The following is a 17,681-nucleotide window of genomic DNA, read 5'->3' as shown; positions in this document are numbered from 1 at the left end:
GAATAAAATGAATTATGATTTTAAGGAATTTGTCTATGCTTCAATTATCATAAATATAAAAAGTAATTTTCTTAACGTATGTGTCAAATAATGTTCGCAATTTACTCTTAGCAAACACCGGAGACTCTTTTTAAACACAGAGATGACCTTACTTGAATGAAAAGTCATCTCTCTTTGAGTAATAACTCGATTGATTCACCTCCTTTTTATGAATATGGAAAATAAACAAAGAGAAGAATACAATCTTTCTATTTGGTCAATTCTTTCTGGTATTTTAGTGAATAACTATTCATGAGTCGTCGGGCTGTGGATCTGTGGTCAACCCACAGGGTTGTCCATCTATCCACAGCCTCTTTTTTTCTTTTGACTTTCTTTTTTTTCTTAGGCTATCTTTAGAAGCTCTGCTTGTTGCTCGGTAATCGCCTCAGAACTGATATATTTTTTACTACTCATCCAATCTTCAGTATACTCAATGAGATAACTGGTGACCAGCCGGAGATAGGAATCGGTGGTAGGAAAGATCCCTACCACTCGGGTTCGACGACGGATCTCTTTGTGAATCCGCTCGAGTGAATTGGTCGAGGAGATCTTTCGTTGGTCAAGGTGAGGGAAAGCCAGGAATTGTAACGAGTCTTCCAGTCCTTCCTCTAAAAGAGCAATGGCTTGAGGAAAGCGATCTCGGTATTCCTGGATGATTAAATGGGCATATTGCTTGGCACACTCTTGGTCAGGCTGGTACCATATTTGTTTCAGTTTCGCGGCAAAAGATTCTTTTTCTTTATGAGGGATATGGACTAATATATTTCGCATAAAGTGTACTTTACACCGTTGCCAACTTGATCCTAGGAAACATTTCTGAATGGCATTTTTCAGTCCAGTATGAGCATCGGAGATGCACAGCCAGACTGTTTCCACTCCTCGTCTTTTAAGCTGTTCAAAGAGATGAGTGTAGGTGTCTTCTGATTCAGCAAACATGGGTTCGACCGCCAGGATCTCTCGGTTTCCCTCACTTGTCAGACCCTGAACGACAGCAATGGCCATGCTGATGATGTGTCTTTCACAGCGAACCTTTTCGTAGAGGGCATCAACCCAAATGACTGGATATTCTTTTTCTAAAGGACGGGTACGGAACCATTCCACTTGTTCATTGAGGTCTTTGGTGATTTCTGATACTTGACCAGCAGAGAGGGACTCAATCCCTAAGCTTTGAGCAAGGCGCTCCATCTTTCGGGTGGAGACACCATTGATGAAGGCTTCTTGAACCACCTGGAGGAGGGCTTGCTCCGAGCGTTTCCTTTCGGTCACAAAAAAAGGAATATAGCCTCCTTTCCTTAGTTTTGGAACCAGAAGGTAGATGGTTCCTAACCTCGTATCAAATCGTCTGACTCGGGTTCCAGAGAAATGGGTGGTTCGGGTTGGGCAATGTTCTCCCTTGTGAGCTCCTACTTTGTTTTTGAGCTTCCAGTTTCATGAGTTCATTGGTCAACCACTCGAGCATTGCATAAAGCGGATCAGGTTCAGTCATGAATTCAAGGAGCATTTTTTTGAGAAATGGTGTATGATTATTTTGAGCCATCGGATATTCCTCCTCGATGAAGTTTTTGTTTCGTACAACCTTCATTTTGGAGTCTCCGGTGGCTTTTTTCAAGGTGCGAAATTGCGAACTTTAGTATACGTTATCCAATAATAGCATTTTTCCTTTCAACCAAGCTGGAAGACTATTTACAAAATAGAAGAGTAGCTCTTTGACTTTTTCTTCTGAAAGGACGAAAACCTCTTTCATGGTTGGTTTGGAAAGTTAAAGAAGTAAAGACAAAGCTTCTAAAAGAGTTATCTCCTGAATTTCATAATAAATAGTATAGAAAAGCTCGCCAAAAGTTCGGGGATCGGCGTTCCTTCGGGCAACGACTTCGAGCATGATAGAGCGGATAAAGACGATACTGGTATGAGATACGAGGGCATCATAGGATCGAACCTGGAATTCCCGAGTGAGTTTCAAGAAGGATTCCACCATCTTGAAGAAGGCATTTATCCCAGCGCTTTCCATAGAGGGTGACGATCTCGTCTTCAGAAAGAGACAGATCAGTTGAAAGAAGTGCTAACCATTGAGATTTTTGTTTTTCACTTCTGACCAAGACGATGCGGGCATACAGGGGGTTACCAGTCAAATTGAGATTAATCACACAAGATCCAAGCATCGGACCCCTGTGGTCTTTTCGGAATTCTAGTGAAAAGAGAGGAAAGCGAAAGGGTCCTCCCACCGAATGAGTAGTAAATCTTGGGTGTGTTTTTGAGCATACACACCACTGATAATCCTCGATGAGTACATTTCCGGATGAGGGCTGGAAAACTAAACCAGCTATCAAAGAGTATGGCATGAACTAACAGACAGTATTTCAAGGCTCCATCCAGGAGGTTCAAGAAGACATCAGGGGCTTTTTCTTGTGATTCGTTCCGAAGACGAGCTCTTTTGCTTCGTCCATCAACGGAGGCATCCATTGGATAGAGCCGGTTTTCTTTTTTGTGAAAACTTAACAGTGAGAAAGCAAAGGAAAATCGAATCGGGGCAGTTTTCACAAGTTAGTACCGTGTCTCGTACTTTTGATAGCAGCGGGGATGAGGGCTGATTATTTCTCCCCAGCAATTGACACTCATCATCAAAGCGATCCTTGTAAGTAAAGTTTTTCCAATTAGGATGATAAAAAATCTCTTATAAATGATCAATTCGAGTTATATTGCATTTTGTTGGTTATATCGGATTTAATTTGAAGATATATTTTTGAGTGTACAAATTTATAAATACTGGATTAAACTATAAAAAATTAAATTTAAATTTTGAGAGATATGAGGTATGAAAGCAAGGAAGCTTGCAGATTTATTTCTTGTAACTAACTGAAAACATTAAAGATTAATATTTTTTTGTTCATTTAATGATGTAATTAACTCAACCGTAAATTCTTTCCGATCCAAATTCAATATCCTATCTCCTACCCAAGCAGATACTCTAGCTTCAAGGAGATATTTTCCTTCTGAAAGAGGATCTCTTTTATCCCATAGAACGATGAACTCCCTTTTCCCCTGGGGAAGAATCATAGAAGGTTTATCTTCAGGGAAGCGGATACGATGAAGGACTTTTCCGTCTTCACTTTTTATAATCAAACTACCTTCGGTTTCGTAGTGAACATTTCCTGTATTTTTAAAAATGACCTTGAATTCTTTACCGTCCGTTGAGGAGATAACATCTTCAATGGTTCCTTTGACTTCTTCGGTGCGGGAAATGGTAAGGAAAACTAGAGTTCCTGAGCGAATTCCAAGAGAAACCTTACCTTGAGGAATGGTGGAGGGAAGGGCTTCAAAAACAATAACTCCATAGCGTCCTCCTCTTTCTCCTCGGGGAACTCTCAGTTGAAGAGGTATTTTCTTTATTTCTCCTGGATTTAATTCTGTGAATTCTTCAATATTTGTTGTTATCCACGAGGTGAGAGAATAGGAAGTGGTCCCTTCTAGCATGAGCTGAACTTTTCCTTCGGAGTCAAAAAAAAGATCTGAAAAGATGGTTTTTACCTGGATTTTCTCCTGTCCGGTGTTGGAAATTTCAACGATAAAATTTCTTAGACCACCACCAACTTGATCGATTTCTAAAAGTGGGGGAGAAACATAAAAAGATATCTGCGGGGAAGCTTCTCCCCCCAGAAAAATTATAATGAAAAAAATAGTAAGCCAAATAAACTTGTAATTAATAGGTAAATACTTCGACAAAAATTGATCCATCATAAATCCCAGCTTTGTTTTCAGGTGTTATATTTAATTGGAAATTACATTCGGCGGTGAAAATTTTTCCAATTGGAGTTTCAAATACAACCATTTTCTTCCCCTTTTCAAATGATGAAAATGTGTTGGTATTTGTGTTAATTGATGAACTTTGATCTTTAAAAGAAACAGACAACTGTTCAAGTGGTATTGAATAATTGGGATTTTGTACATTTTTTAATTCAGAAGCTTCGAATTGCAATTGAAATCCTTGATTTGAAACGATATTAAAGGTTAATGGATAGAGTGCCAAGTAGGTGCCAGGTCCCTGATTACAGTCAAATAAAACAACAGGTATATTATCAGGAAAATTCGATTGAAATGTTACTGGTGAGTTGATGGTTATATTAATATAGGGTTTGATTATTGCCCTAACTCTGATCGTTGGTCCGGAGTATATCTCAGCAAAAGCTGCTGGTGAAAAAATTAAGTAATTTATAATCAATCCAATAATTAAAGCTATAATTAGTAGGGTTGATACTACTTTTTGGGGGAACAATTCAATTCCTCCTTTCTAAAATATTATGACTATATTATGAGTGGTAATGATTGAAAAATAATCAACCAAAAGACCCAAAATGGTTCAAAAAGTCCCAAATATTGTTTCACTTTTTAAATTCTACCAATCAGACTAATCGATTTAATTCTTAGACCTCGAGTGAGGTATTCGATCTTTCGAGTGGAATCTAAAATAATGAAAGCTTCCTGAACGAAAGGAAAGAAAGCTTGCTCGCATCTTTTCCATTTGGTAACACCCAGATTCAGGAGAAATGGTTTATTCGATTTTATAAAGATTCTCTTTTTAAAGTGACGACTTTATAATCAGTTTTCGATGTTATAAGTTAATAAGTTAGCATTTCCAGCATGATGTATAGTAGACCAAGCTTGAAAGGTTAATTCAAGGAGTATTTTTGAGAAATGATATATGATTATATTGGGTCTTGTGATATTCAGCCTTGATAAAATTATAATTATATTCAATAATCAGTTTGAGGTCTCAAATGGCTTTTTTAAGGTACAAAATTGCATACTATTTAGTATATATTGCACGATGCAGATTCCGGCGATGTCGACCACTCATTCCGCTGATGTCGACCATCCCTCAAAATAAAGAATCACTGGATGAGAAAATCATAAACAACTGGTCGGCATCAATCAAGATGTGTGTTCTTTTTTCTCATCGATTCACCTCGCATTTCAATTCGATATGAGTTATGAATCAACCGATCCATGATGGCATCGGCAATAGTGGGTAGGGGAATGGTATCGTACCAATTCTCTATTGGGATTTGGCTCACTAAGCAAATTGAACCAGTTCCATTCCGATCTTTAAAAGATATCAAAGAGATTCCGGGCATCATCGGGGGTGAAATCGACCATTCAGAACTCATCGAGAATGAGGAGTCTCATTTTTTGGATCTTCCGTACCAAGGTGGGATAACGACCATCTAGGCGACTTCCCCTCACGAGATCGAGAAATCGTGAGGTCCGGTAATTCACCACCGAATACCCAAGCCGGCAGGCCTGATACCCAAAGGCATTGGCCAGATAGCTTTTCCCCACTCCAGTGGGACCAGTGATGAGGAGATGATGATGAGCGGTGATCCATTCACAGGTGGCCAGAGATAGAACCATTCCTCGATCCAATCCCTATAGGAGTGAGAAAATCAATATCTTCAATGGCAGCATTCATTTTGAGTTTTGCTTCCCGAAGCCGAATTTTAATTTTCTTTCCTTCCCGTTCATTCCATTCCCGATCGACGGCAAGGCTGAGTCGTTCCTTAAAAGAGAGTTGGGACACATTGGGTGAGGCATCTCTCTTGTAGGGCAGTGACCATTCCGAAGAGTTTCAAAACAGTGAGTTTTTCAAGTGTCGCTTACTAAGAGCATGATTCATTCTCCTTTCATTGAATAATAGTGTTTCCCCCGGAGGTTCTCATGAAATGTCACCGCATCGGAGCGATGTTCCTTTCGGGGATAAGGTTGCTGATCTCAACCCCGTTTTAAGATCGAGGCCAGACTGGCATAAGAAGTGACTTGAATATGGGTTGCCCGCTCACATCCTTTTTGTAAGTCGTTCTGGCGAATATTGGGTGGCGAGCTTTTTCAAGTCCCAAGCCAATCCGCAATAGTTCCTGGGGGTGGCGGGTTTCAGCAATAGCCTGTAAAAAGGAGACTGTTGCCGGGCCAATATATTCGGCAAATTCCCAGAGGGCTTTTTAAAGTCCAGGAGACATAGGCTTGGTGAGCATGAGGGCGATGAGTAGATATGGTAGACATCCCTCCTTCGTCAAATCGGCGTTCATGGGAAGCCACCCGACTTCCACCAGCGAGGATTTCGCATGTTTGAGGACTCACTCGGATATCGACTCGTCTCCCTACTAGAGAGTGGGGGACGCTGTAATAATGACCATCAACTCTGACGTGGTAATCAGAAGGAACGGTCGCGACCACCATCTGGAGAAATTCATAGGGAGTGGGTGGAAGAGGATGAAGGGTTCTTTGTTCAAACTGGAGGAATCGTTCTTTGCGATTCCCACTGATCTTCTGGAACGGTCGGCTATTGAGCTGATCGCGAAGTTCGCTCACTTTTTGGTTGAGTTCCGCCAGATGGAAAAAGGAGTGATGACGGAAACGGGCTAAAATCCATCGTTCAACGAGGAGGACCCCATTTTCCACTTTCGCTTTGTCTTTGGGTTTTCTCACTCGGGCGGGATAGATGGTACACCCATAGTGATCGGCAAAATCACTAAAAAATGGGATTTTAGATCTGGATCATAGCGGGAGGCTTTCTTCACTGCACAGCGGGTGTTATCGGGAACGATGAGCTCGGGAACCCCCTGGAGAAATTCCAGAGTATGGCGATGCGCGTGAATCCAGTTTGCGAGATCCTCTAGTTCGAAAGCTTCTACATAAGTGTAGTTACTCGCTCCGAGAACCGCAACAAAGATATGGACAGGATGGGTGCTCCCGGTCACACGATCTTGAATGGGGACAGTTTGACCGGCAAAATCGGTGAAGAGCTTCTCTCCAAAACGGTGTATCTGACGGAAGGAACAGTCAAGGGTTTTTCTTTTTTCATGGAACCAATGACAGAACTGGGAATACTGGTAGCCGTCAGGATGGGTTGCTTTGTACTCTTCCCAGAGTAAACTCAAGGTCATTCCCTTTTTCGCAAGTTCAGTACAGAGGAAAGTGATATCGGGCATAGTGCGCTGTGGGATTGAACGGCGTCTCTTTGGAAACAACATCCGTTCCAGAGTTTCATCATCCATTCCTTCGGGAAGCGGCCAAGTGATACCACAGGCTCTGGCCCGACGGAGATATTCGAGCACCGTACTATGAGAGAGGTGAAGAAGCCGAGCTATGGCTCGAATTCCGTGATCGTATTCATACCGATATTTCAAAATTTCTCGTATCTTTCGCATGGATAATCCTTTCTGCGGCACTTTGTTTTCCTCCTTGTTTGTTGCTTAAAGGGAGGATACCTTACCGCTTGGTGGTTATCCAGCGCTCATCATGTGAGAGAGTGTGATTCCGTTTTCTCCTTAAAAATGGTCGGCATCAATTGGAACTCATGGTCGGATTCATCCGGAATCACTGGTCGGCATGAAACGGAAAAGGTAGTCGGATTCATCCGGAATACGCACGAGGTTATTAGTTTAATTTTTATTATGGAACATATTTGTCCAAAATAGCTTTTTTCTTATTGAATTAGGAGTTCAAATCGGTAAGATTCATAATAACAAATTAACAAAAAATTAAAAAAGGTGGGCTCCACAATGAATAAGCGTGGAGTAGTATTTTTTCTTTAGATTTAAAATTCTACTTCTTTTATCCTAAATAATTGATAGAAAAGCGAAACAAAAATGGATACCACTTGCTTTTCTGGCTACAGTATTATTATCAACAAAGCCAATCCATGGAAGACGAAGCGATGCTCCAAATACAGTTTAAATCCATTCTTTGGTTTTTTGTCGAGTGAAGATAACAAAACAGCCTTATGATCAAGAAAAAAAGATAGTAATCCTGACTCTTCATTTAGATAAATGGTCACTGCTGTCCAAAATAATCCAAATTCATAAAATCACCCCTTATCACACCAGCCTTTAAGACAGGTTAATGCACCTTTTCAAAACCAGGTTCCTCCTTTTTGGATGCTGTCCAAATTATTGAAAAGGAATAGGGATTGCCGTTACATTTGGAACGAGCACTGGAACCTCAAAGGGATGATTGATCCAAGCCCACAAACCCCGATAGGTAAAGAGATTATAACGAAGCAAAGCGACCAGCGTTGAAAGCGACCAGGCCCGAGTTGATTGGAACTGGAGGTACTTTAAAAGTAAGATGGTGATGAGAGCTGTCCAAATCTGAATGAAGAGAGCATTCTGGCTGGTCCCCACAAAGGTCTTGATCTTTAAGTTCTGTTTGATGGTTTTAAAGAAGGTTTCAATCTGCTAGCGTTCTTGATAGATTCGAGCAATGGGAGTCACTCCAAAATCGAAGTGGTTAGTCAGACAAACAATCACTCGGTTGTTGTCGCGGTCATCTACTTCGATCCGTCGTACAGGGTTAGGATAGTATTGCTTGGCATAATAACCAGTAAAGAGAATGATCTCATCTTTGAGGATGTTACGGTTTTGAGGGACCGGTCTTTTTTCAACCACCCGGTAGCTAGCATTGTCTTTTTGTCTGGTAACGAAGTAAACCCCAGTGTCGGTCCAGTGGGAAAAGAGGGAATAATCAGTATAGCCTCGGTCAATGGCTAAAATCGAACCCTTGGGAAAGGAAAGTTCTCGGGCTATATTGACCTCATGAACACAGCCTTCACTGATCGTAGAAAAGACGGGAAGGTAGCCTTCGTGATCAAGGAGGAGATGGAGCTTCACCGCTCCTTTGGTTTGCCGAAACCGAGCCCAGTCAAAGAGAGTACTACTCAAGTTCAATGGTTGAAGCATCGAGACTTAAAAGCTTGTTCTTGAATCTGAATTTTTTCTTTCCCTTGGTAAGAGATTGGCATTTTTCTAACAAAGCATAAAACATGTTTTGGTAGAGCTCCCAGGGTCGATGTTCTCATGAATAAGCCAGCGTTGACCGGTGGGGAGCTCCTTTCACTCCTAAGTGTTTTATTTTTCCCAGGCAAGTCGCCAGTCCTCCACAGATCTCTCGGAGGGAATGGGCTTGGCCTAATTGACAGAAAAGCATGGCAACGAATTGATCCCAGGAACTAAAACCCTTGCTTCCTTTTTCAGATTGGGTTTCACTAACCATTCTTTCAAATTCATACCGATTAAATATCTGAAGAATTTGACCAAAAACACTGCTACACTTATTCATGGGGGAGACCACCTTTCGAGTTTTTTGTTAATCCGTAATTACCAATCTACCCGATTGGGACTCCCCTTTCAATGAGAAAAAAGCTATTTTGGACAGATGTAATAAACGGTATGATTTAGTCTTTTATCACTTTCCGTAAATAGTGAAAAAGATTCATGCCTATCATGAAAGGTTGGTAAGAGATCTCAATGGTCTTGATGCCCAAACTGCAGTAATAACGTTGAAAAGGTTGATGGTTTCAACCCTGGGAAACGAGTCACCACAAGGTTGGCTCAATACATTGTTTTTCTTTTCAGCCATAACCATAAAAGAAAGAGTCCGGTACCTTCACCTAGATTGGAAATCGTTTAAGCTATTCAAAAGGCACATCTTCAAGACAAGTTTTCGCAAAAGGTGGATGAAGTGGCCGCCAAGAAACGATATTATTACTTAATCATCGTTATCAATTCGGAAACAAGCCAGGTTCTCTAAATCGGAAAAGGGAGAAAATAGACAACTCTGAAAACCTTTTTCGATTCTTTGAGTGAAAAGCAAAAAAAACTTGGGTTGCCCGGTCGCCATTGATAGCTGGGACCCCTATATTAAGGCTATCAAAAAGTATTGTCCTTGAGACAGCCTGTAATCAGTTTCATCTGGTTAAGGCCTTTGGAAAAGTCATCAATCGGGTATAACGGCAGGAATTCAAGGGAGGCACACAAGTAGGAAAGAATGTGGTTAATGGAAGTAAATACCTGCTCTTGAAGAACCAAGAGCATCTTCTTCCCCAAGAAATACTCCGGCTCCAGAGAGAGATGGAACTAAATCAAAACCTGTCCCTGGCTTATATTCTCAAAGATTCTTTCAAAGAACTCTGGGAAGGAAAATCTTACTCAGGTTCGAAAAACTTGGAAGAATGGTGTGCAATGGCTTATGTGAGCCATCTCAAAACCTGTGATCGCCTTTGCTATAATGTTCAAAGATTATACTTATGCATTTACAGTCATTGTAGCTATTCTCTTCATACCAGTTTGCTGGAGGGGATTAATAGTAAGTTTAAGGTGATCAAACGAGAAGCATTTGACTATCATGATCTTGAGTACTTTTCCTCAATCATTAAAGACTCCTTTGTAAGGAGTAATTAAAATGGGGAAAAACAAAAAATTTTAATTAATATGAATTTGAAAGAATAATCAGAGAATCCAAATCTGAAAAAGAACCAGAGGGCTTAGCTCCTGAGATCAGTTTATTACCTATATTTTTCTATCAATTCTTTCGAACTCTCTCCTTACGAGAAATCTGTGCGGAACTAACGACCTATCTGGGGGAAATAAAACACTTAAGAGTCTAAGAAGCGATCTACCCCGGTCAACTCAAGTCTATTCTAAAGAACATTGATCATGGGGGGGAGCTTTATTAAAAAATTTTCTGTACTCTTTTAGAAAAGTGCCACACCCTCTGAAAGGGGAGAAAAAGTTCTTCTTCAAGAATCATTCTCTTAAATCTGGATGTCCCAATAATTGACCTGTATATCGCTTCCTATAACTGGGCTTGACCCAACCAAATCAAGGGATCAATAAAGCTCCATCTTTTTCCTCGACCATAAAGGGGATATTCCGGTTTTTGTTTTAATCATCGAAGGATTCGTCCATGAGTGTAATGTCTCTTGGGGTCTTCCCTTTCCCAAAGGCTCAATTTAACTATAGATCGGGGTTATTTTGACTATAAACTCTTTGCCTTATAGACCGAGACTGGTGTTTATTTCGTTATCAGATAAAAAGACAATGCTAAATTTCGAATTATTGAAGAACGAACCACCCCCACATAATCGCAACGTCCTTTATAATAAAATCATTCCCTTTCTTTTTTATTATGACAAACTGTTTTACCATCAATCCGACTGGGCGTAATGAAGTCGTTGATCGCAACAATAATCGAATCATAGTTCTTTTTACCAACTACCTGGAGCTTGCGTCTACTATCATTGCCAATATTTATAATGGCCGATGGCAGATTGAAACCTTCTTCTAGATCTTTCAGATAAAGACTTTGGTAGGAACCAGTTGTATTGCCCTTTTGATTCAGATTTGGACAGCAATGAACACCATCCTAACTTTTAAAGTATTTCCAGTTACAATCAGCGCTTATCTAGTCTCTTTTATTCTGGAAACTTCCCTTCGTTTTAATTTCTTTATATATTGGAATCTTTGGACCTGGATCAACCACTTATTTGAGGTTCTAGAGATTGTTCCCAAATCGGCGGCAATTCCTTTTTAGTTTCATAAATTGGACAACATCAAATGGGGAAAAAAGAGGAAATCGGTTTTAAAAAGACTTATGTATCTGTCTTAAATAATTATTAAATAAGAGGTAGTTTTATGAATTTGGATAATTTTTAGACAGCAGTGATTATGGGTGATATACAAAAGATATTTATCAAGTACCTTAAATTATCCTCCCGCCCATATTTAAGATAAATTTGGGCGGGAGGATTCTATTTATAATTATTGAATTGGAACGCAAATAATACCTTGTTTAATCATCGGTATGGCATCATCAAACGATGAATCGTTGGATCCCCAACCATTTGTAATCCACCAAATTTGATTTTGAATTTTCGTTATACTGTAAGTTTCCTGATTACCTAAATCAATAAAACCCCAAATATCTTCTATATTACCATTTATAAAATTTAACGGATTTGAATAATTATCGGCAGGATAAAACCTTACCAGATATTCTTTAAAAATAGATATCTCTCCATAACGATCGATACACCAAGCTTCATAAGTTGAACCATAACTGCCACCTAGTAATTTATACTGTACTTGAAAATATGAATCATTACTTTTACTGATTTCTTTAATATAGCCCAGAGTTCCTGAGGCAGGAGATGATGGTCCAACAATTAATATATCTTGGATATTTTCTGTCTTCTTATAGTTAGAATAGATCACCGTGACCTCGGTTCCACTCGTTAAAGGGAAGGTGACTGAGCCATCCCCCGGCGACAGATCGGGATTGCCATCAACGCTGATCGAGACACACTGGAAAGCGCCAGGATTCTCGGTGAGGGTGTATTGTCCGGGAGTCAGGGAATCAAAGACTTCCTGTCCACCAGTTGCTACTTTAAAGGTCTGGTTGGTCCCCGGACCGGTCAGAGTAAAGTTCCAAGAATTACCCCACGGACCAGCCGAATCGCTTCCTGGTAACAATTCTTTCTTAACGGTGAGCTTGGCCGATTCAGTCGTCTTATTATTGGTATAGATCACGGTGATCTCGGCTTTGTTGGCTAAATTAAAGGTAACTGAGCCATCACCCGTTGGATATTCTTGGCCATCGACCTTGATTGAGGTACACACAAAGCCGGGCTCCTGAGTCTCGGTGAGGGTGTACTGTCCTGGAGTCAGGGAATTAAATTCTTTCTGACCATCGGCTGCCAAGTCAAAGGGTTCATTGGTTCCCGGACCGGTCAGAGTAAAGCCCCAAGGACCACCTGTTTCACTTCCTGGTTCTAAGACTTTCTTAACGGTGAGCTTGGCCGATTCAGTCGTCTTATTATTGGTATAGATCACGGTGATCTCGGCTTTGTTGGCTAAATTAAAGGTAACTGAGCCATCACCAGGAGTCGGATCGGGATTGCCATTGACGTTGATCGAGACACACTGGAAAGCGCCAGGGGTCTCGGTGAGGGTGTACTGTCCTGGAGTCAGGGAATTAAATTCTTTCTGACCATCGGCTGCCAAGTCAAAGGGTTCATTGGTTCCCGGACCGGTCAGAGTAAAGCCCCAAGGACCACCTGTTTCACTTCCTGGTTCTAAGACTTTCTTAACGGTGAGCTTGGCTGGTTTTTCTTCCTGTTTTTTGTTGGTAAAAGCTGCGGTGACATTGGCTTCGCTAGCTAAGGTGAAAGTTGCTTTATTGTTGGCAAGGTCAACATTTATATTTGAAACTCCAGTTCCGTTAACGACGATTGAGGTACATTCAAAGCCGGACTGCTGAGTTTCGGTAAGGGTGTAGTTGCCGGGAGTGAGATTCTCAAGAACCTTGCTCCAGTTTCCATTATTGGGAAGATCAAAGGAGTGGTTGTTGGGACCGGTAAGGGTAAATGACCATTTTGTGTTGGGATCTGGAGTCGTTCCAGATTCAAAAGCTTTTGTTACGGTGAGCTTGGCATTTTGAAGTTGAAAATCTTGAATAATGCTAATTTCTTCACATTTATTCTTAATAGCGAGAGCAACTGAAAAGGGTCGTTGAATCGTATATTCAAAGGTTTTTTCAGAAGAATTATAAATTGTTGATTTTTTAGAAGATTTTTTAACTATTGTTCCATTGCCATTGGTAATTTTCCAGGCATAGCTGGTGATAGCAAATTCTCCGTTTTGTGGGGTTGAATTCGAGGCATCAAATTTATACTTATTATTTCCAAGATCTGTAACCGATATCACAGCTTTTAATAAACCAATCGGACAATCCGGAGTTGGAGTCGGGGTGGGTGTAGGAGTCGGTGTAGGTGTTGGGGTTGGTGTTGGAGTTGGACATACACAGGGAGTAGAATCTGGATTTCCCTCAACGCAAGGTGCACAGGGAGCACCAAAATTTGCCAGGGCATAAGTTTTGGCAAGACCAATGACCGTTTTATCTTGTTGAGCATCCCGGCAATCAGCCAAAGCGTTTTTAACAGCCTCATAGAATTCGTCAGGGATATTTTCAAAAGGGATGACATCTGGAATGTCTTTGATCGGAATCGAACCAGGAGATGAACTTTCAATCACTTCCCAGAGAATCACCTGGGCAGTGGTAAGGTAATTGGCTTCTCCTCCATCACCAGTGACTGGGGAGATGGCTTTTTTAACCCAGACTTCACCTCGATTGGCATACAAGATATACCCATCATCAGCAAGACCTGAGATCTGGTAGTTGCCAGCACAGTCAGTTTTCCCGGTGAGGGTATGAGTATCTCCTTTTAAGATGATATCGGCATTGGGGAGAGGGTCTCCTTCAATGATCGATGGGTTAGCACAGGTATCAGTGAAGCAGTTATTATCAGGGGCCACCACCACTCCCTTAATGGTGACTGAGCTATCAGCTGATGGAGCTCCAAATTGGCCACCACCGATACAGCCACTGATAAAGGATGTAAGAATGACTGTTGTTAAGACGAAAAACCATAGTTTTTTTCTATTCACGAATAATCCCTCCTCTCGGGAAAAATATAAAATTATAATTATGTATAGATTAACAATTAGATAACGGGCTAACCATGGGAAACTAGCACTAATTCAAGTTCTAAATGTCACAAATTTTTAGTAAAAAAAGTCCCGATTAAGCATTAAAGTATTAAAAGAAATTAAAAACCTTGTAAAGGGTATGCCGGGGAATTGGCGAAAAACGCCGAGGGGGCAAGGGGAGGGGACTTTTCTAAGTTCACAATTTTTTATAAGGATGAGGTTTTCATGCTTTGTTGTAACTTTCTGAATAATTAATTAGAATAGTCTAAGTTTGGAAAAGCTTTGAAGGGATAGATGGATTCTCAATTAATTTACTAAATGTTCAATACCCCTTTTAATGCAACATCGACCTTTTTTAAAATATCTGCTTCTAAAAAACCACAATATCTAAATAAACGATCTTTTGAAATTGTTAATATCTGTTCACATTTTATATATGATATCTGGTTGAGACCATTTAAAGCTGTTGGAGTTACGGAGATGTGAAAAGGCAAAGGTCTCCCTTTGGTACTAATTGTGACAATAATCACATTGGGATATTTTGGATTTTGATTGGCTAAATCTGTTTGTACAACAAGGGCAGGGCGAATACCTTCTTGTTCTGACCCTCTTCCTGGTGACCAATCTACTAACCAAATGCTCCCTCTTTTTAATAACTCAGCTTTCATCCCTGAGGACCACATCGCTTTGGGGTTTAAAGGCAAAATCCAGGTTTGACTCATTTTCATCTTCTCCAATCAATGAAAATGAGTCAAACCAATTTTCTTTATCGTATTCAGAAGAACAAACCAATTCGTCATTAATTGGCAGGATAATGAGTTCTATCTTTTTCCCTTTTAATTCTTCTGGGATATCAAGGATTCCTTCGAGTTCCTTTGATTCAATTACTTTTCGTATAAATTGCATAAACATAAATTTCCTTTCTTTTTTCTTTATATTAGCACAATTGAAAAATTTTTGAATCTACCACATTCCCGCTCGGTGTTTTTTGCCAATTTTCCCTCGTTTTTCTCGGCATTTAAAGCCGTGAGGTTTTCATCTTTCCTGAACCTCTAAATATCCAGCTTTAGTATAAAAAATCCCTTCAAATCTGTTTATGTTCAATTTATTGCATTATTTTACCAGTTTATGTTGATTAATCTTTTTTTTCTGTTGTCTCAAAGCAGAATGAGGGTCTATTCTGAAAAAATACTGGCATGATAAATTAAGCCCCTACAAAAGAATATAAAATTGTTGGGGCATAATGAATTGCGCCCATTCTTTAATTAATGTAGCGACATGCCATGGCATGTCGTGTTTTGAATATTTTTCAATAAAATTTTAAAAGATGAGATTCTCACGTCGTCCGGCAAAAGAAACCAGAATCCTCAGAATAACGAAGATGGTGGATGAGATTGCCACGTCGACCAACCAAAGAACTGTTGGGCTTCTCGCAATGACGGTTTTTATAAGTATATTCATACTTATATGTTGTTGCGAAAGCAGCATGAGAGTCTATTCTATAAATATAGTGAGAAGTGAGTTGTGAATTGTCAATGAAGTAAAAATTTAGAATTGTAAAACCTGGAAATAAGAAAACCATAAACAAGATCTCTTCCTTTGGATTGTGAGAAATGATTCGGGATTCGATTTTTTTTCAAAGGGAGGAGAGGAGATTGATTATCGTACAAATATTTTCATTCTTATCTGGTGTTTTGACATTACAGGAACGTCTATCTTAGGAGATCAACAGGATAGCAACCTTCAACTTAAGATTAAAAGTATCTAAAAGTCAGGACTTAAATAACTGCACGAAGGATTGTTTTCGTAAATTTTTAAAAAACCCCCTTAATGTTTTGATAAACCAAAATACCAAGAGACGGAGATCAAATTCATACCTAAATAATTCAGTACCAAGCATTATTAAGTTTTTAAAGGTCGAAAACGAAATTTTTGATTGTCTACTACTACAAAATGACCTTCCAATTTAGCTTCATATCGATCTATTAATTGTTTCAAACGTGGCCACTTCAAATGACGCTCATGAACTTCGAAGCGTAAAAAAACAATACCATAGGCAGGTTTCTTTAACCGGTGTACTAACTCTCCAAAATCTTTATCTTCAGTGATTAAGATCCTTTTTTCGTTAAAAGCCTTGAGAAGTATCTCATTATCAATGGTGCCAGGCTTATATTGCGCAATATAAAGGACATCATGTCCTTCTAACCGTAAATGTCGCACCAATTCTATGTTGCAGCACTCATCAACACAAAATTTCACAGATGGTTACCTGAGGCAAAGATAATATCTTCCTGGCTGAGATAGTCAGCAGCAAACTCTTGTGCATCGAATATATTCTCAAGTTTTAAATGAGGATGATCTTGAAGGATTTCTTCAGGTGACATACCTCCGGCTAATTTCCTCAAGATAAGTTCTACGGTGATTCGGGTTCCTTTGATAACTGGCTTTCCAAACATTATTTCCGGATTAATCTCAATCCTTTCATGTCTTTTCACTAGGTTACCTCCTGAAAAGTTCTATTCAATATTATAGTAAATAGTACATTTTTTATAAAATCAAGCAAAAACATATATTATAGATCGCAATATATTACCTTGAAGAAAGCTATTCTGAAAAAATACGGGCATGATAAATTAAGCACCTACAAAAGAATATAAAATTGTTGGGGCATAATGAATTGCGCCCATTCTTTAATTAATGTAGCGACATGCCATGGCATGTCGAATCTTGGTTTTCACCCTCATCCTCACCTTCTCCCATCAATGGAGAAGGAACTTTGAGTCGTCATTGCGAGACCTGGTTTTTTGAGGTCGTGGCAATCTCTTGAGTCGTCTTTTATTTTGTGTGGAATTGGAATAAATGAGATGCTTATCATGTCTGGTAAAAAACGCCACCCTGCTCAGAATAAAAGAATGGATAAATGAGATTGCCACGTCGCCCAACCAAAGAACGGTTGGGCTTCTCGCAATGTCGGAGCAGGAAAATATTCAAATCCCCCCAACCCCCTTTGCTAAAGGGGGAAACGATTCTTGGGTAAGTACTTTCATCCTCATCTGGTGCCACAACGTGGCATGAATGTCTATCTTAAAAATCCAAAAACTAGCAAAAAGAGATCAAACAAAAAAGAAAAGGCACACCCCCCTTAAATCCCCCCTCAATGGGGGAATATATTCAACAATTCCCCTCCTTGGAGGGGTGCCGCTTTCGCGGTAAGGAGGGTGCCTTTAATCCGTCATCCTGAGCCCTCACTTTGTGAGGGCGTGAGGATCTAATCCTTTATGATTTCTTCCTATCCTTCGCCCCCTCGGTGCCTTTTGTCAATATCCC

General features: G+C 40.0%; 20 protein-coding genes and 2 pseudogenes. 2 read left to right on the top strand and 20 right to left on the bottom strand.

Going from position 1 to position 17,681, the window contains the following annotated elements; translation table 11 throughout:
• Positions 1 to 381: 381 nt before the first annotated feature.
• From RT761_RS13410 to RT761_RS13345, 14 genes and pseudogenes are all read right to left on the bottom strand, one after another.
• Positions 382 to 1,576 (bottom strand): annotated as a pseudogene (locus RT761_RS13410) (IS256 family transposase).
• 222 nt (positions 1,577 to 1,798) lie between these two features.
• Positions 1,799 to 1,999 (bottom strand): hypothetical protein, encoded by a 201-nt coding sequence (locus RT761_RS13405; protein WP_218111925.1) that lies wholly within the window; start codon positions 1,997 to 1,999, stop codon positions 1,799 to 1,801.
• Complete coding sequence (locus RT761_RS13400) at positions 1,962 to 2,198, bottom strand: hypothetical protein (RefSeq protein ID WP_218111924.1); 237 nt, start codon at positions 2,196 to 2,198, stop codon at positions 1,962 to 1,964. Before RT761_RS13400 ends, RT761_RS13405 begins: the two co-directional genes overlap by 38 nt.
• Positions 2,176 to 2,577 (bottom strand): hypothetical protein, encoded by a 402-nt coding sequence (locus tag RT761_RS13395; protein ID WP_218111923.1) that lies wholly within the window; start codon positions 2,575 to 2,577, stop codon positions 2,176 to 2,178. Before RT761_RS13395 ends, RT761_RS13400 begins: the two co-directional genes overlap by 23 nt.
• A gap of 324 nt (positions 2,578 to 2,901) precedes the next feature.
• Entirely contained in the window at positions 2,902 to 3,759 is an 858-nt protein-coding gene (locus RT761_RS13390; RefSeq protein WP_218111922.1) for a hypothetical protein, read from the bottom strand.
• Positions 3,737 to 4,309, bottom strand: a complete 573-nt coding sequence (locus RT761_RS13385; protein ID WP_218111921.1) for a hypothetical protein — start codon at positions 4,307 to 4,309, stop codon at positions 3,737 to 3,739. Before RT761_RS13385 ends, RT761_RS13390 begins: the two co-directional genes overlap by 23 nt.
• A gap of 652 nt (positions 4,310 to 4,961) precedes the next feature.
• On the bottom strand, positions 4,962 to 5,201 hold the full coding sequence (locus tag RT761_RS14235; protein WP_218111920.1) for an ATP-binding protein: 240 nt from the start codon (positions 5,199 to 5,201) through the stop codon (positions 4,962 to 4,964).
• A complete protein-coding gene (locus tag RT761_RS14230; RefSeq protein WP_218111919.1) occupies positions 5,191 to 5,445 on the bottom strand; it encodes an ATP-binding protein in 255 nt (84 codons plus the stop codon). Before RT761_RS14230 ends, RT761_RS14235 begins: the two co-directional genes overlap by 11 nt.
• A complete protein-coding gene (locus tag RT761_RS14225) occupies positions 5,420 to 5,611 on the bottom strand; it encodes an ATP-binding protein (protein WP_218111918.1) in 192 nt (63 codons plus the stop codon). Before RT761_RS14225 ends, RT761_RS14230 begins: the two co-directional genes overlap by 26 nt.
• A gap of 350 nt (positions 5,612 to 5,961) precedes the next feature.
• Positions 5,962 to 6,489: a Mu transposase domain-containing protein gene (locus RT761_RS13365; RefSeq protein WP_218111917.1), complete on the bottom strand. Its 528-nt coding sequence runs from the start codon at positions 6,487 to 6,489 to the stop codon at positions 5,962 to 5,964.
• Between the two features lie 23 nt (positions 6,490 to 6,512).
• Entirely contained in the window at positions 6,513 to 7,259 is a 747-nt protein-coding gene (gene istA, locus RT761_RS13360) for an IS21 family transposase (protein WP_218111916.1), read from the bottom strand.
• A gap of 720 nt (positions 7,260 to 7,979) precedes the next feature.
• A complete protein-coding gene (locus tag RT761_RS13355; RefSeq protein ID WP_218111915.1) occupies positions 7,980 to 8,213 on the bottom strand; it encodes a hypothetical protein in 234 nt (77 codons plus the stop codon).
• Positions 8,214 to 8,267: 54 nt separating this feature from the next.
• A complete protein-coding gene (locus RT761_RS13350; RefSeq protein ID WP_218111914.1) occupies positions 8,268 to 8,756 on the bottom strand; it encodes an IS4 family transposase in 489 nt (162 codons plus the stop codon).
• A gap of 127 nt (positions 8,757 to 8,883) precedes the next feature.
• Positions 8,884 to 9,147, bottom strand: a complete 264-nt coding sequence (locus RT761_RS13345) for a DUF4372 domain-containing protein (protein ID WP_218111913.1) — start codon at positions 9,145 to 9,147, stop codon at positions 8,884 to 8,886.
• Between the two features lie 689 nt (positions 9,148 to 9,836).
• On the opposite strand from RT761_RS13345, the pseudogene RT761_RS13340 reads away from it, so the two are divergent.
• Positions 9,837 to 10,268 (top strand): annotated as a pseudogene (locus RT761_RS13340) (transposase); the annotation flags it as partial.
• 1,359 nt (positions 10,269 to 11,627) lie between these two features.
• On the opposite strand, the gene RT761_RS13335 reads toward RT761_RS13340, so the two are convergent.
• The 6 genes from RT761_RS13335 to RT761_RS13310 form a co-directional block, all read right to left on the bottom strand.
• Positions 11,628 to 14,312 (bottom strand): MSCRAMM family protein, encoded by a 2,685-nt coding sequence (locus tag RT761_RS13335; protein ID WP_218111911.1) that lies wholly within the window; start codon positions 14,310 to 14,312, stop codon positions 11,628 to 11,630.
• A gap of 356 nt (positions 14,313 to 14,668) precedes the next feature.
• Entirely contained in the window at positions 14,669 to 15,022 is a 354-nt protein-coding gene (locus RT761_RS13330) for a type II toxin-antitoxin system PemK/MazF family toxin (RefSeq protein ID WP_218111910.1), read from the bottom strand.
• Positions 15,012 to 15,260: a hypothetical protein gene (locus RT761_RS13325; RefSeq protein ID WP_218111909.1), complete on the bottom strand. Its 249-nt coding sequence runs from the start codon at positions 15,258 to 15,260 to the stop codon at positions 15,012 to 15,014. Before RT761_RS13325 ends, RT761_RS13330 begins: the two co-directional genes overlap by 11 nt.
• Before the next feature lie 430 nt (positions 15,261 to 15,690).
• Positions 15,691 to 15,936 carry a hypothetical protein gene (locus RT761_RS13320; RefSeq protein WP_218111908.1) on the bottom strand — a complete coding sequence of 82 codons (246 nt, stop codon included), beginning with the start codon at positions 15,934 to 15,936 and terminating at the stop codon, positions 15,691 to 15,693.
• Positions 15,937 to 16,256: 320 nt separating this feature from the next.
• Complete coding sequence (locus RT761_RS13315; protein WP_281387996.1) at positions 16,257 to 16,613, bottom strand: DUF5615 family PIN-like protein; 357 nt, start codon at positions 16,611 to 16,613, stop codon at positions 16,257 to 16,259.
• Positions 16,610 to 16,849 carry a DUF433 domain-containing protein gene (locus RT761_RS13310; RefSeq protein WP_218111906.1) on the bottom strand — a complete coding sequence of 80 codons (240 nt, stop codon included), beginning with the start codon at positions 16,847 to 16,849 and terminating at the stop codon, positions 16,610 to 16,612. Before RT761_RS13310 ends, RT761_RS13315 begins: the two co-directional genes overlap by 4 nt.
• 364 nt (positions 16,850 to 17,213) lie before the next feature.
• Between RT761_RS13310 and RT761_RS13305 the strand changes: the two genes are divergently transcribed.
• Positions 17,214 to 17,429 (top strand): hypothetical protein, encoded by a 216-nt coding sequence (locus RT761_RS13305; RefSeq protein WP_218111905.1) that lies wholly within the window; start codon positions 17,214 to 17,216, stop codon positions 17,427 to 17,429.
• Positions 17,430 to 17,681: the final 252 nt, after the last annotated feature.

This window comes from Atribacter laminatus (assembly GCF_015775515.1).
GTDB classification, from domain to species: domain Bacteria; phylum Atribacterota; class Atribacteria; order Atribacterales; family Atribacteraceae; genus Atribacter; species Atribacter laminatus.
Note: the sequence above shows the minus strand (reverse complement) of the source record. Positions and strands in the feature narration are given on the sequence as shown.